The sequence below is a fragment of the Roseisolibacter sp. H3M3-2 genome (assembly GCF_029211165.1).
Classification (GTDB): domain Bacteria; phylum Gemmatimonadota; class Gemmatimonadetes; order Gemmatimonadales; family Gemmatimonadaceae; genus Roseisolibacter.
This window is the reverse complement of the sequence record NZ_JARGEK010000019.1, coordinates 1-14486: the sequence shown is the minus strand read 5'-3', so window position 1 is coordinate 14486 and position 14486 is coordinate 1. Positions and strand designations below refer to the sequence as shown.

Genomic DNA, 14486 nt, shown 5'->3' with positions numbered 1-14486 from the left:
GCGACGCCCCTCAGCAAGGGACGTGCGACGCGGGGGCGGGCGCCGATGCTCCGGCGTCCGCCCCCGCGTCCCCCGCCCCGCCGCCGCTCAGGCCGAGCGGTTGGTGCAGCCGGTGAAGGCGCTGTTCACGCGCTCGTCGGTCGGCACCGGGAAGTTCAGGTCGCCGCCGTAGTCCCCGCCGCGGTAGTGCGGCCCCTGCGGGAAGGTGTTGGCGGCCGTCCGCCCGTAGGACCGGATCAGGCGGCGCAGGTCGCCGAGCCGCTGCCCGCGGCTGAACGTCCAGAACGCCTTCTCGCGGAAGTACAGGTTGATCGCGGCCTCCTGCGACGCCGGCGTGGCGAGCGGCGGGAGCTGCGCGGCGGTGAGCGCCGCCGGGCCGCCCGCGAGGCCGAACGCGCCGTACTGCGGCGGCGACGCCCGTAGCGCGTTGAGGATGGTCATCATCCCCGGGATGTCCTGCGCGATCAGGCGCGCCTCGGCCTCGATGAGCCGCGCGTCGAGCCCGTTCGCCATCGGAATCGAGGTGAACTCGAGGTAGATCGGCGTCGTGCGCGAGAAGGTGAAGCCGTCCTGCCCCTTCGTCGTGTCGCGCTGGTTCGCGGAGATCGTGTAGGTGACGGGGAGGCGCGGGTCGCGCGCCGAGAAGAACGGGATCGCGTTGCGCACGAGCAGGTTGCGCGCGTTCCCCTCGAGGCTGTCGCCGACGGAGTAGCGCCGGTTGCTGACCCCCTGCCCCCAGATGTTGTTGTTGCCGGCGGTGGCGGAGAAGGTCAGCTCGTAGCTGAAGCTGGTGGGCACCAGCGTGGCCGTCACCAGCGCCGCCGCCTCGGCCGCCCGGTTGTTGCCGAGCGCGAGCAGCGCCCGCGCCTTGCCGACGCGCGACGCGCGCTGGACCAGCAGGCTCGTGGCGTCGGTGCCGGTCGCGACGGCCAGCGCGCTGTCGAACGACGCGACGGCGCGCTGCAGCACCTGCGCCACCGACTCCGGCGTGCCGAGCAGGATCTCGTCGCCCGAGGCGTCGGAGATCGGGATGCCGTTGCAGAAGTCGGACGCCAGCTGCAGCTCGGCGAACCCGCGGTGGAAGTAGAGCTCCCCGATCCGGTTGGTCTCGGTGGGGCGCAGCTCCTTCATCGCCTTGAGGGCCTGGTTGGCCGCGGTGCGCACGCGCGCGACGCCGCGGAAGTTGCCCGTGGAGGTCGAGTTGTTCTCCAGCACCTTCCGCTGGTCGGCCTCGTCGTTCTGGATGAAGGTCGACGACGTCGACCACTCGTCGGCCAGCAGCCCGCCGAACAGCCACTCGCCGTTGTCGGTGCCGGTGCCGAGGTAGGCGGCGCGCGCCCGGTTGAACGTGCCGACGTAGAGCGCGAGCGCGCCCTCGGTGGTCGTCAGGTCGGTCGGGTTGATGATGTCCGGGTCGACCGCCTCGAGCAGCGTGTCGGTGCCGTCGCCGCAGGCCGAGAGCGCGGAGGCGCCGGCGACCAGGGAGAGCGCCGCGGCGCGGCGGAGCGCCCGGAGCGCGGGGAGTCGTCTCATCGTGGGGAGTCCTGTCGGCATCAGAATCCGACGTTGAGGCGGAGGATGAAGTAGCTCGGCGGCGCGATCGTCTGGAAGTCGGACGGGGTGTTGCCGCCCTCGCTGGCGGTGAAGTCCGTCTCCGGGTCGGCGCCGCGGTAGTTGGTCCACCGCGCCAGGTTGCGCGCCGTGCCCGTGATGTTCAGCGAGCGCGCGCGGCCGATGCGGCGCGCCCACGCCTCGGGCACCGTGTACGTCACGGCGATCTCGCGGAGGCGGATGAACGACCCGGGCTGGAAGAAGCCGTCGAGCGTCTTGGACGGGTGGTCGCGCGTCGCCACCACCATCGCCTGCTCCTCGAACGAGGCGTCGGGGTTCATCAGCCCGTTGCAGTTCTGGCGGCTGACGCAGCGGATGCGCTCCGTGTTGTTGTAGTACAGGTTCCCGCCGCGGTAGTCGAACAGCGTCTGGAGGCGGAGCTTGCGCGCGAACAGGTCGAGCGCCGGCGTCGCCGTCAGCATGTAGCGCGGCTGGTTGTAGCCGCGGAAGATCGCCGAGTCGCCGACGAACACCTCGTTCTTCGCGGGGTCGGCGTCGTAGGTGAGGATCCGGTCGCCGTTCTTGTCCTCCCACCCGGTGATCGGCTGCGCCCACAGGCCGAAGAGCGGGTAGCCCTCGACGGCGCGCGTCGTGGTGCCGATCTGCGGCGGCGTGCCGCCGAGGCTCAGCAGCGTGTTGCCGTTGATCGAGCCGTTGAGCGTCAGGTCGAAGGCGATCGCGCGGCGGTCGAGGATCTGCGTGGTGAGCAGCATCTCGAGCCCGCGGTTGCGCACGGCGCCGAGGTTCGTGCTGACCACCGTCGCCGCGCCGGCCGACGGCGCCACGATGGCGTCGATCAGCGCGTCGCGCGTCTGCTTCGTGTACGCGGTGAAGTCGAGCCCGACCCGGTTGTTGAAGAACTTGGCCTCGAAGCCGCCCTCCCACTCGGTCGTGCGCTCGGGCTTCAGGTTCACGTTGCCGACGGCGTTGTACGTCACGCCGGGCAGGTCGGTGCCGCGGATGTTCGGCGTCGCCGACTGGAAGGTGCGCAGCGCGTCGTTGGCGCCCGGCTGGACCCCCGAGGCGCCGTAGGCGGCGCGCAGCCGGAGGCTGTTCATCCAGTCCGGCGTCGGGAAGAAGCCCTCCTCCGACACCAGCCACGACAGGCTCGCCTTCGGGTAGAAGACGCGCTGGAAGTCGGTGCCGAAGGCGCTGTTCTGGTCGGTGCGCACGGCGGCCGTCAGGAACAGCCGGTCGCGGAACGCCACCGCCTCCTCGACGAAGATGCCGAGCGTCTTCTGGAGCGTCGTCGCCTCGGACGCGGTCGGGATCGTGCCGCCGCCCGCCGTCTGCGAGCCGGGCGAGAGGCGCGTGCCCGTGGCGTTGTTCTGGTTGAAGTTGCGGTTGATGAACTGCCCGCCGATGGTCGTCTTCGAGTTGATCCAGTCGGTGGGGTTGGCGTTCGCGGTCGCCCCCAGGTCCACCGAGAAGTTGCGGATGCTCGTGCGGCTGTTCGTCTTGAAGCCGTCGCGGTAGGTCGCGGTGAGCGGCGGCCCCTCGCCGCGGTACAGCAGGTTGTCGTCGACGCGCGCCGTGTAGTCGTTGCCGATGTTGGCGCGGGTGGACAGCCACGCGGTCGGCCGGAACTGGATGTTGGCGGCGCCGATCACGCGGTCGACCTTCTGGCCGACCTTCTCCTGCCAGGTGTAGCTCGGCGTCCAGGCGCGGTAGCCGTTGAGCGGGCTGGCCGGCGTGACGCCGACGTTGCCGTTGCCGCGGTACCCCGGCCCGCCGAACAGGTGCGACCCGAGCCCCGCCGTCGCGTTCGACTCGAGCTGGAAGCGCGCGTCGGAGTTGATGTAGCCGACGTTCAGCCCGACGTCGAGCTTCGGGTGCAGCGCGGTGTTCAGGTTCGCCCGGTAGCTGTTCTTCCCGAGCGCGTTCGGCCGGTCCACCCACTCGCGGATCGGCGTCCCGGTCGAGTCGAAGCGGCGGCGCTCGAACGCCGGCAGCTCCAGCAGCCCGGTCTCGTCCTCGCGCTCGGCCGAGAGGAAGTAGCGCACCGCGTCGCTGCCGCCGGCCACCTGGGCGCCGAACTGGCGGCGGTTCCCGGTGCCGAGCGGCGTGGCGTCGGGGTCGTTGATCGGCGCGTAGGTGCGCACCGAGTCGAGCAGGCAGTTGCCGCTCGAGATCTGCGGCAGCGTGCACTCGCGGTACGCGGTGGCGCCCGGCGAATGGCCCGCGATCGTGTAGTTGGTCGGGTACGTGTTGAGGTCGGAGATCAGCCCGCCCTCGAGGTAGGTCGTCCACCGCGGCGCGCCCGCCCGCCCCTTCTTGGTGGTGATGACCACGACGCCGTTGGCGGCGTCGGTGCCGTAGAGCGTCGCCGCCGACGGCCCCTTCACGATCTCGATGTTCTCGATCTCCTCGGGGTTCAGGTCGGTCAGCCGGCTAGCGCGGTTGCCGCCCGTGCTGATCCCGGAGGCGTTGTCGCTCGTCAGCCGGATCCCGTCGATGACGAAGATCGGGTCGTTGTTGAGCGACAGCGAGTTGGCGCCGCGGATGCGGATGCGCTGCCCGGTGCCGGTCTGCGTGCCGCTCAGCACCGCCACGCCCGGGGCGCGCGAGTTGAGCAGGTCGGCGACGTTGGACAGCGGCGCCGTCTCCGCGACCTTCGCGGCGTCGATCGAGGTGATGGCGTTGCCGATCTCGACGCGCCGGGTCTCGCCGGTCGCCGTCGTCACCACGGGGGTGAGGCTGACCGAGGCCTGGCGGAGCGCGAAGTCCGCCGTGGTCGGCGTCGTGCCGGCGGCCACGGTGACGGAGCGCGTCTGCTCCGAGTAGCCGACGCGCAGGACGCGCACGGTCACGGCGCGCGCCGGCGCCGCCCGGATGGTGTAGCGCCCGTTGGCGTCGGTCAGCGCCCCGAGGTTGGTCGTGACGACCTGCACCTGGGCGGAGGGGATCGGCGCGCCGCTGGCCGCGTCGGTGACGCGGCCGCTGATGACGCCCGTGGCCTGCGCCGCGAGCGTCGCCAGCGGGACCGCGCTGGCGACCACGAGGCCCAGCAGCCCGAACAGCCCCTGCATCACACGTCTCATCTGTCCTCCTCCGCGCGCCCGACCGCGCGGGTGACGAGAGAGGGTACGTGACCGGCGCGATGTCGCCGGGCACGCGGGAATGCCCGGCCGGGACCGGGCGACAACGTGTGCGGCGGCGGGAGGCGCGACGGCGCTGCCCCCCGCGAAGACGGCTGCCGTCGGGGTGGACACGACGGCCGGACACGGAATGATGCTGCGGGACGTACGTCGGGCGGGACGACCGGGCGAGCGCCCGGGGCGTTCCGCGTGTTCCCAGTGATGACCCGGGGGTCTCGTCCCGGCGTCACCGGGGGTCGGATGACAATATGATGACGGGACCGGCGGGCCGCATTCGTCCGCCGTCGGCACCAAAGCACCGCGGGGGGCGAGCCTCTCGGCCCGCCCCCCGCGGCGTTCTGCGTGTGCATCGTGCGATCAGGCGTTGCGGTCGATGCAGCTGCCGTTCTCCCCGAACTCGGGGTTGTTCCGCTCGGCCTGCGGGATCGGGAAGTTCACGTCCGTCCCGTAGGTGAGCCCCGGCGTGATGTAGGCCCCCGAGGGGAAGACCGACGTGGCCGGGCGGTTGTACTGGCGGACCAGGCGACGGAGGTCGCCCAGGCGGGTGCCGAGGCCCCAGTTCCAGAACGCGCGCTCGCGGAACAGCTGGTCGACGCGGGCGTCCGCCGAGCCGGCGTCGGCGAGCGGCGCCAGCCCGGTCACGGTGGTGCGGGCGGCGTTGAGCGTCGCCAGCGAGGCGGCGCTGTTGCCGGCGCGCAGCTGCGCCTCCGCCTCGATCATGCGGGCCTGGATCCCGGTCACGAGGCCGATGGACGCCTCGCGGACGGGGTACTTGAGCTGCACCCGCAGCCCCGGCGCGTTGTTGAACGCGACGGTGTTGGTCACGCCGGCCGCGCGGCACGCCGCGTCGCCGCCCAGGCACGTCGGGAGGCGCGGGTCGTTGGCCGCGAAGAAGTTGAGCCCCTCGCCGCCCTCCGAGTTGCCGATCAGGTAGCGGCGGACGTTCTGGTTGAAGTTCCAGTGGACGTTGTTGAGCCCGGCCGTCGCGTTGTTCTCGAGGTTCCAGACGAAGTTCGTCGGGACCGCGGCCACCGACGTCGCGGCGTCGGCGGGACGGTTCAGGTTCATCAGCGTCCGGCCGCGCTCCACGCGCACGATGTTGCGCACGCGGTCGTTGTCGGCGCCGGTCGCCGTGCCGAGGAACACCAGGGCGCTGTCGTACTTCGCCAGCGCGCGGGTCCACAGCTCGGTGGTCGGCACCGGGCCGCCCGGCTGCTCCAGCCCGTCGACCGTGGTGCTGATCGGCACGCCGTTGCAGAAGTGCTCGCCGATGAGGTTGAGGGCGTACGCCTCGACCATCAGCATCTCGGCCTTCTTCCAGCCGGGGCCCGCCGCGTCGAACTGCAGCAGCGCGCGCAGCGCCTGCTGGGCGCCGACGCGGATGCGGTGGATGCCGCGGTAGCCGCCGAGCAGGTTGGCGTTCTCGATCTGGACCGTGCGCTGGTCCATCTGGTTCCGCTCGATGAACGTGTCGCCCGACTCGTACTCGTCGGTCAGCATCCCCGAGTAGACCAGCATCCCCTCGGTCGACGCCGAGGTGAGGTTCGTCTGCATGCGGCCGATGACGCCGACGCGGAGGAAGTCGGCGGCGGCCGCCGTCTGCACCAGCTCCGGGCTGATGATGTCCGGGTCGACCACGCGCACGAGGCGCTCGGTCTCGCACGCGCCCGTGAACAGGACGGCGCCCAGGGCGAGCCCGCCCTGGAGCCCGCGGCGGAGCCGCGGGCTGGAGGGACGGAGGCGGTTGGTGATCTGCTTCATTGTCTGGGCGCTCATCAGAAGCCGAGGTTCACACGCAGCGCGTACGTGCGGAGCGGCGGCTGCGTGAGGAAGTTCTGCTGCACGTTCCCCTGGCCGTACGACGCCTCGGGGTCGATCCCGGTGAAGTCCGTCCACAGGGCGAGGTTGCGGGCCGCGAACGTCACGCTCGCGTTCTGGAAGCCGAGGCGCGGGATGCGGCGCACGAACGACTCCGGCACGCGGGCGGCGATGCTCAGCTCGCGGAGGCGGACGAAGCTGCCGTCCTCCATGTAGCCGAAGAACGTCTGGTTCGCGCCGGCCTGCGCGGCGACGCAGCGGGCCTGGCGGTCGAGCGGCGCCGACGGGTCGTTGCGGTCGAACGCGTTCGCGAAGTCGGTGCAGCGGAAGCGGTCCGTCAGGTTCAGGACCTTGTAGTCACCCTTGTAGTCGATCTGGCCGACCAGGCGGATCCGCTTGTTGAAGAAGTCGAACCCGTTCTGGAACACGATCTCGGTGCGCGGGGCGTTGTAGCCCACGAACTTGGCCGAGTCGGCCGGGGCGACGCTGACCTCGCTGACGGCGAGCAGCCCGTCGTTGTTCGCGTCGTTGTACGTGTACGGGCGGGCCCAGTAGCCGGCGATCGGGTAGCCCTCGATCGTGCGGGTCGTGGCGCCGATGATCGGCGGCGTCGGCCCGAGGTCCTCGACCTCGTTGCTGTTGCGCGAGCCGTTGATCAGGAAGTCCCAGCCGAAGTTCGCGCGCTGGATCGGCTGCACGTTGAGCAGGTACTCCGTGCCCCAGTTGCGGATGCGGCCGATGTTCTCGAAGCGCGTGTTCGCGCCCGCGCCGTACGACGGCGGCAGGATGCGGTCGATCAGGTCGTCCTTCGTCGACTTGTCGTAGCGCGTCAGCTCGAGCGAGACGCGGTTGCCGAAGCCGGTGAAGTCGAGGCCGTACTCGAACTCGCTGACCGTCGCCGGCTTGAGCTCGACGTTGCCGCTGGTCTGGAAGATCAGCCCCGGCACCGACGCCTGGTTGATCACGGCCGTGTTGGCCGCGAAGTTCGGCAGCGCGGCGGTCGTGCCCGGGCGGTTGCCCGACGTGCCGTAGTTCGCGCGGATGCGCAGCTGGTCGACCTTGTCCTTGAAGGGGAAGAAGCCCTCCTCGGAGATCACGTACGACGCGCCGACGCCCGGGTACGCCTGCGTCTTGAAGTTGCGGCCGAACGCGCTGTTGTTGTCGACGCGCACGCGCGCGTTGATGAACAGGCGGTCGCGGACCGCGAACTCCTGCTGCGCGAAGGCGCCCTGAGTGCGCGACACCGTCGTCGCCTCACCCGAGGCCGGGATCGAGGCCTGCGAGATCGTCTGGCCGCCCGGGGGGAGGATCTGGCCGCCGGCCGTCGTCTGGTCGAGGCGGTTCGAGACCCACTGCGCGCCGATCGTCGTCGTCGAGCCGAGCCACTCGAGCGGGCGGAAGTTCGCCGAGCCCGAGCCGTCGAGCGTGTAGACGAAGTTCCGGCCGCGCGTGTTGTTGCGGAAGCCCTGGCGGTTGGTGCCGAACGCCGTGCACTGCCCGAAGAGGCAGCCCGACTCGTCGAACTGCGACGTGAAGTCGATGCCGGCGTTGCTGCGCAGCGTCAGCCAGCTGGTCGGCGTGTAGCGCGGCTGCACCGAGCCGAGGAAGCGCTGGACGTACGTCTGGTTCAGCGCCTGCGCGATCTCGAGCGAGTTGAACTGGTTGAACCCGTAGAGCGAGTCGCCCGAGGCGCTCAGCAGCGTCCCGCGGCCCGTGCCGAGCAGCGCGTTGCCGTAGATGCCCGTGACGTTGTTGTCGTTCTGCGGGAAGCGGCCGCGGCGGTCGATGTAGTTCGAGTTGATCGCGACGGTCGCCTTGCCCAGCGTCAGGTCGAGGTTCGCGCGGCCCGAGCGCTGCGTGAGCGCGTTCGGCTCCTCCCACTCGGCGCGGAGCCCGGGGCCGCCGGCGCGCAGCGCGCGGTCGCGGTCGTACGGGGTCAGGCCGAGCGTGCCCGTCTGGTTCATCAGCTCGCCGAACAGCGCGTAGCGCACGTTCGCGTTGCCGCCCGTCAGGTTCGCGCCGTACTCGCGCAGCCAGCCGTTCTTGAGCGGCGAGCCGCGGTCGTTCTCGAACACGTTGTAGCGCGACACCGAGTCGGCGCGGCAGGCGCCCGACGCGACCTGGAAGTTCGCGCAGCCGGCCGCGATGTTCGCGCCGGTCGTCGCGTTGCGGCCGTAGACGTACACGGCGTCGGGGTAGTCGCTCTTGTCCTGCGTGAGCCCCTGCTGCGTGTAGAGGCTCAGGCGCGTGGCGCCCGGGCGGCCGCGCTTCGTCGTGATGACGATGACGCCGTTGGCCGCCTCCGTCCCGTACAGCACCGACGCCGACGGGCCGCGCACGACCTCCATCGACTCGATCTCGTCCGGGTTCAGGTCGTTCAGCGAGCCCTGCGCGGTGCCGCCGGCGCCGAGGTTCTGGCGGTCCGAGCGCGCGTCGATGCGCACGCCGTCGACGAACACGATCGGGTCGTTGCTCAGGTTCAGCGTGGTCTGCCCGCGGATGCGGATGCGCGACCCGGCGCCGATCTGGTTCCCCGAGAGCACCTGCACGCCCGCGGCGCGCGCCGTCAGCAGGTCGCCGACGTTCGAGATCTGGCGCTCCTGCGTCAGCTCCGCCGCCTGCACCGTGGCGATCGCCGACGGCACCTCGACGCGGCGCTGCTCGCCCGTCGCCGTCGTGACGACCGGGGTCAGCGAGACCGCCGACGCCGACATCGCGAGGTTCAGCGTGGCCGCCTGGTTGGCCGTCACCGCCACCGTGCCCGAGCGCTCGGCGTAGCCCACGCGCAGCGCGCGGACCGTGACCGAGCGCGCCGGCACCGCGCGGATCGTGTACTGCCCCTGCTCGTTCGTCAGGGCGCCCAGCGAGGTGCCGACCACCTGCACCTGCGCCGAGGGGATCGGCCGGCCCGTCGCGGCGTCGGTGACGCGACCCGTCACCGACCCGGTCGTGGCGTCCTGCGCCGCGAGCACCGCCGGCGCGGCGGCCGCCGCGCCGAGCACCAGCGCGAACGTCCACTTCGTACCACGCATCATGTCTTCATCCTCCGTGCACCCCAATCGGAAGGCGGAACGCGGGCAGGGCTCCCTGCCCGTCGAAGCGCCGCGGCGCGCCGCCGCCCCGTGTGGGCGGCCGGCGACCCGGCGTGTGGAACCGCTCCAGCGCCGGGGGCGCGTGGAACGGAACGGCTCGAATGTGGAACGATCGGAACGTGGGGCGGCCGGGACGAGACGTGCCCCGGCGGACGCAGGACGTGCGCGCCCGACGGGTGGACCCGGTGTCGAGGGCGCCCGTCACATCTCAGCGGTGAATCGTTTACGCGTGCCCGGCGGTTTCACGGGCGCGAGAACGACGCACTCCCGGGCGGGGGCCTACGCGCCGCGACTCGCGGGCGTGGGCGCTGGGGGAGGACGGGCGGGCGGGCAAGCTCACCGGTCCCGCCCGCTCCGCGCAAGCTCCGTACGGCTACGGAGATTCGTGGGACGAGACGTTTCGTCTCACACACGACCCGAACGCACGAAGGGCCCGGACGGAGCGCGTCGCTCCGTCCGGGCCCTCCGGCGCGCGGGGGTCAGCGGGCGCCGACCTCGGTCGCCTGCTCCGTCACCACGCGCACCTGGTCGTCCACCACCTGCAGGAAGCCGCCGACGACGGCGAACCGCCGCCCGCCGGCGCCCGTGCCCAGCCGCAGCTCGCCGCGGCCGAGCAGCGTCATCATCGGCGCGTGTCCGCCGAGGATCCCCACCTCGCCGTCGAACGCCGGCGCGACGAGGGAGTCCACCTCCCCCTCGAACAGCGTGCGCTCCGGCGAGATCACCGAGACCTTGAGCACGGGTCGCCTCAGCCCTTGAGCTTCTCGGCGTTGGCGATCACGTCCTCGACGCCGCCGGCCATGAAGAACGCCTGCTCCGGCAGGTGGTCGAACTCGCCCTGCGTGAGGCGCTCGAACGAGGAGATCGTCTCCTCGAGCTTCACGTACTTGCCGGCGATGCCGGTGAACTGCTCGGCGACGTGGAACGGCTGCGACATGAAGCGCTGGATGCGGCGCGCGCGCGCGACGATCCGCTTGTCGTCCTCCGACAGCTCGTCCATCCCGAGGATGGCGATGATGTCCTGCAGCTCCTTGTAGCGCTGCAGGATGCGCTGCACCTCGGTGGCCACGCGGTAGTGGCGCTCGCCCAGGTACTGCGCGTCGAGGATGCGCGACGTCGAGTCGAGCGGGTCGACGGCCGGGTAGATCCCGAGCTCGGTGATCTTGCGGTTGAGCACGACCGTCGCGTCCAGGTGGGCGAACGCGGTCGCCGGCGCCGGGTCGGTGAGGTCGTCGGCGGGCACGTAGATCGCCTGCACCGAGGTGATCGAGCCGTTGCGCGTCGAGGTGATGCGCTCCTGCAGCTCGCCCATCTCCGTCGCCAGCGTCGGCTGGTAGCCGACGGCGCTCGGCATGCGGCCGAGGAGCGCCGACACCTCGGAGCCCGCCTGCGTGAAGCGGAAGATGTTGTCGATGAACACGAGCACGTCCGCGTTCTCCTGGTCGCGGAAGTACTCGGCCACCGTGAGGCCCGCGAGGCCGACGCGCAGGCGCGCCCCCGGCGGCTCGTTCATCTGGCCGTAGATGAGCGCGACCTTGTCGAGGATCCCCGCCTCCTGGAACTCCAGGTACAGGTCGTTCCCCTCGCGCGTGCGCTCGCCCACGCCGCAGAACACCGACTTGCCGCCGTGCCCCTTGGCGACGTTGTTGATCAGCTCCTGGATGACGACCGTCTTGCCGACGCCGGCGCCGCCGAAGAGGCCGATCTTGCCGCCCTTCACGAACGGGGCGATCAGGTCGATGACCTTGATGCCCGTCTCGAAGACCTCGGTCTTCGGCTCGAGCGACACGAACTCCGGCGACTTGCGGTGGATCGGCCAGCGGAGCGCGTCGGCCGCGATCGGCGCGCCGTCGTCGACGGGGTCGCCGAGCACGTTCAGGATGCGGCCCAGCGCGGGCGCGCCGACCGGCACCGAGATGGCGGCGCCGGTGTCGATCACGTCCATGCCGCGCACGACGGCGTCGGTCGTCGACATGGCGACGGCGCGCACCGTGTTGCGCCCGACGTGCTGCTGCACCTCGGCGACGACGCGGATCCGCGAGCCGTCGGGGGCGACGCCCTCGATGCTGAGCGCGTTGTAGATCTCGGGCAGGTGCTCGGCCTCGAACTCGACGTCGAGGACCGGGCCGATGACCTGCACGACCTTGCCGATGTTCTTGGTGGCGACGGCGGTAGCCATGATGGAAGCCGGTGGGGTTTAGAGGGCCGCCGCGCCGCCGACGATCTCCGCGATCTCCTGCGTGATCTGGGCCTGGCGGGCACGGTTGTAGGTGCGCTTCAGCAGGTTGAGCATCTCGCTCGCGTTGTCGGTCGCGCTCTTCATCGCCGTGCGGCGCGCGCCCTGCTCGGCGGCGGCGGTCTCGGCGAGCGCGCGGTAGACGCTGTTGCGCACGTAGGACGGGAGCAGCTCGGTGAGCAGCTCCTCGGCCGACGGGTAGAGCAGGTAGTCGCGCTGCATCCCGGCGTCGGAGCGCGCCGGCGGCTGCACCGGCAGCACCTGCGTCGTCGTCGGCGGCGTGGAGAGCGCGGAGCGGAACTGCGCGTGCACGACGTACACGCCGTCCAGCGCGCCGGCCACGAAGTCGGCCATCAGCCCGTCCACCAGCGACGCCGCGTCCTCCGCGGTCGGGCGGTCGGTGATGTCGGTCCGCGCCGTCAGCAGCGCGCGGTTGACGTAGCGGAAGAAGCCGATCCCCTTGCGGCCGACCACGTGCAGGTCGACCTGCGCGCCGCGCGCCTCGAGCTCGGCGACGCGCGCGCGCGCCTCCTTGATGAGGTTCGCGTTGAACGCGCCGGCGAGGCCGCGGTTCGACGTCAGCAGGAGCACCGCCACGCGGCGCTGCCGCGCCGGCTGGCGCAGCAGCGGGAAGCGCTCGGCCAGCTCGGACGAGTACAGGCGCGACAGCACCTCCCCGAGCGCGTTCGCGTAGGGGCGCGCGGCCACCACGCGGTCCTGCGCGCGCTTCATCTTCGAGGTCGCCACCATCTCCATCGTGCGCGTGATCTTGCGCGTGTTCTCGACGGACTTGATGCGACCCTTGAGCTCGCGACCCTTGGCCATGGGAGGTTACTTGGCGGCGCCGAAGAGCTGGTTGTAGCCGTCGATGGCGCGCTTGAGGTCCGGCTCCACGTCCTTGCCGACCGCCTTCGTGGTGCGGATGCTGTCGCCGACCTGCGGGTACTGCGTCCGCACGTAGTCGAGGAAGCCGCGCTCCCACTCGCGGATCCGGCTCACCGGGAACTGGTCGAGGTGGCCGTTGGTCACCGCGTAGATGACCATGACCTGCTCCTCGACGCCGAGCGGCGAGTACTGCGGCTGCTTGAGGATCTCGACGGTGCGGGCGCCGCGGTCGAGCTGGCGGCGCGTGGCCTGGTCGAGGTCCGAGGCGAAGGCGGCGAACGCCTCCAGCTCGCGGTACTGCGCCAGGTCGAGGCGCAGGCGGCCGGCGACGCCCTTCATCGCCTTGGTCTGCGCCGAGCCGCCGACGCGGCTCACCGAGATGCCGACGTTCACGGCCGGGCGCACGCCGGCGTTGAACAGGTCGGACTCGAGGAAGATCTGCCCGTCGGTGATCGAGATGACGTTCGTCGGGATGTACGCCGACACGTCGCCGGCCTGCGTCTCGATGATCGGCAGCGCCGTCAGCGAGCCGCCCGGCTTGAGGATCGTCTTGCCGTCGACCACGCCCTCGTCCTCGCGCAGCTTCGCGGCGCGCTCGAGGAGGCGCGAGTGCAGGTAGAACACGTCGCCCGGGTACGCCTCGCGCCCCGGCGGGCGGCGCAGCACGAGCGAGATCTGGCGGTACGCCGCGGCCTGCTTCGTCAGGTCGTCGTACACCGCGAGCGTCGGGCGCCCCTCGTTGTACATGAAGTACTCGGCCATCGCCGCGCCCGAGTAGGGGGCGATGTACTGCATCGGGGCCGGGTCGGAGGCCGAGGCGGCGACGACGATGGTGTACTCCATCGCGCCGGCGTCCTTCAGGCGCTGCACCACGCCGGCGATCGTCGAGGCCTTCTGCCCGATCGCGACGTAGACGCAGACGACGCCCTGCCCCTTCTGGTTGATGATCGTGTCGACCGCGATGGCCGTCTTGCCGGTGCCGCGGTCGCCGATGATCAGCTCGCGCTGCCCGCGGCCGATCGGGATCATCGAGTCGATGGCCTTGATGCCGGTCTGCAGCGGCTCGCGCACCGGCGTGCGGACGATGATGCCCGGCGCCTCGCTCTCGACCTTGCGCGTCGTGGTGGCGCGGATGTCGCCCTGCCCGTCGATCGGGCGGCCGAGCGGGTCGACGACGCGCCCGATGAGCGCGGGGCCGACCGGCACCTCGAGCACGCGCGACGTGCGGCGGACGTCGTCGCCCTCCTTGATCCCGAGGTAGTCCCCGAGGATCACGGCGCCGATGTTGTCCTCCTCCAGGTTGAGCGCGAGGCCGGTGACGACCTGGCCCGTCTCGGAGGCGGTGAACTCGAGCATCTCGCCGGCCATCGCCTGCTGGAGCCCGTACACGCGCGCGATCCCGTCCTTCACCTCGAGGACCGTCCCCACCTCCTCGACGTCGACCGACTGCAGGTCGGCCGCCTCGATCTCGCGGAGAAGGATGTCCTTGATCTCGCCCGGACGGAGGGTCGTATCGCTAGCCATAGCGGAGGAAGGGAAAAGCCGCGCAGAGCGGCGGCGGTGGGTCGTGGCGGAGGTAGCTTGTGAAAATAATCACAAGTGGGGCGCGAAAACAACGGAGCCGCACCCGCCGGGCCCCGGGGGCCCGGTCAGCGCGGCTGGTCGTCGGGCGCGATCGGCGCGGCCGGCGGGGTCACGGCCTCGGGCGCGGCCCGAGGCCCCGACCGCCGGCGGCGGCCAAGTCGG

Annotated in this window: 8 protein-coding genes; all 8 read right to left on the bottom strand. The window is 71.4% G+C overall.

Annotated elements, in window-relative coordinates; translation table 11 throughout:
- Positions 1 to 87: 87 nt before the first annotated feature.
- The 8 genes from PYV61_RS03440 to atpA all read right to left on the bottom strand — a co-directional run bounded on the left by PYV61_RS03440 (position 88) and on the right by atpA (position 14264).
- Positions 88 to 1533, bottom strand: coding sequence for a hypothetical protein (locus tag PYV61_RS03440; protein WP_275828348.1), 1446 nt, complete (start codon positions 1531 to 1533; stop codon positions 88 to 90).
- 20 nt (positions 1534 to 1553) lie between these two features.
- Positions 1554 to 4652, bottom strand: coding sequence for a SusC/RagA family TonB-linked outer membrane protein (locus PYV61_RS03435; protein WP_275828346.1), 3099 nt, complete (start codon positions 4650 to 4652; stop codon positions 1554 to 1556).
- 414 nt (positions 4653 to 5066) lie between these two features.
- The gene (locus PYV61_RS03430) at positions 5067 to 6485 is read right to left on the bottom strand and encodes a hypothetical protein (RefSeq protein ID WP_275828344.1); all 1419 of its coding nucleotides are present in this window, start codon (positions 6483 to 6485) and stop codon (positions 5067 to 5069) included.
- The gene (locus tag PYV61_RS03425) at positions 6485 to 9562 is read right to left on the bottom strand and encodes a SusC/RagA family TonB-linked outer membrane protein (RefSeq protein ID WP_275828342.1); all 3078 of its coding nucleotides are present in this window, start codon (positions 9560 to 9562) and stop codon (positions 6485 to 6487) included. The genes PYV61_RS03430 and PYV61_RS03425 overlap by 1 nt, the downstream gene beginning before the upstream one ends.
- A gap of 536 nt (positions 9563 to 10098) precedes the next feature.
- Complete coding sequence (atpC, locus tag PYV61_RS03420; RefSeq protein ID WP_275828340.1) at positions 10099 to 10359, bottom strand: ATP synthase F1 subunit epsilon; 261 nt, start codon at positions 10357 to 10359, stop codon at positions 10099 to 10101.
- An 8-nt stretch (positions 10360 to 10367) separates the two neighbouring features.
- Positions 10368 to 11798 carry a F0F1 ATP synthase subunit beta gene (gene atpD / locus PYV61_RS03415; protein WP_275828338.1) on the bottom strand — a complete coding sequence of 477 codons (1431 nt, stop codon included), beginning with the start codon at positions 11796 to 11798 and terminating at the stop codon, positions 10368 to 10370.
- An 18-nt stretch (positions 11799 to 11816) separates the two neighbouring features.
- Positions 11817 to 12680, bottom strand: a complete 864-nt coding sequence (gene atpG, locus PYV61_RS03410; protein ID WP_275828336.1) for an ATP synthase F1 subunit gamma — start codon at positions 12678 to 12680, stop codon at positions 11817 to 11819.
- Between the two features lie 6 nt (positions 12681 to 12686).
- Positions 12687 to 14264: a F0F1 ATP synthase subunit alpha gene (gene atpA / locus PYV61_RS03405; RefSeq protein WP_275828334.1), complete on the bottom strand. Its 1578-nt coding sequence runs from the start codon at positions 14262 to 14264 to the stop codon at positions 12687 to 12689.
- Positions 14265 to 14486: the final 222 nt, after the last annotated feature.

Bases quoted from the DNA above. Each gene is read 5' to 3' on its own strand.
- PYV61_RS03440 (WP_275828348.1), bottom strand. From the start codon at position 1,533: ATGAGACGACTCCCCGCGCTCCGGGCGCTCCGCCGCGCCGCGGCGCTC.
- PYV61_RS03435 (WP_275828346.1), bottom strand. From the start codon at position 4,652: ATGAGACGTGTGATGCAGGGGCTGTTCGGGCTGCTGGGCCTCGTGGTC.
- PYV61_RS03430 (WP_275828344.1), bottom strand. From the start codon at position 6,485: ATGAGCGCCCAGACAATGAAGCAGATCACCAACCGCCTCCGTCCCTCC.
- PYV61_RS03425 (WP_275828342.1), bottom strand. From the start codon at position 9,562: ATGATGCGTGGTACGAAGTGGACGTTCGCGCTGGTGCTCGGCGCGGCG.
- atpD (WP_275828338.1), bottom strand. From the start codon at position 11,798: ATGGCTACCGCCGTCGCCACCAAGAACATCGGCAAGGTCGTGCAGGTC.
- atpG (WP_275828336.1), bottom strand. From the start codon at position 12,680: ATGGCCAAGGGTCGCGAGCTCAAGGGTCGCATCAAGTCCGTCGAGAAC.
- atpA (WP_275828334.1), bottom strand. From the start codon at position 14,264: ATGGCTAGCGATACGACCCTCCGTCCGGGCGAGATCAAGGACATCCTT.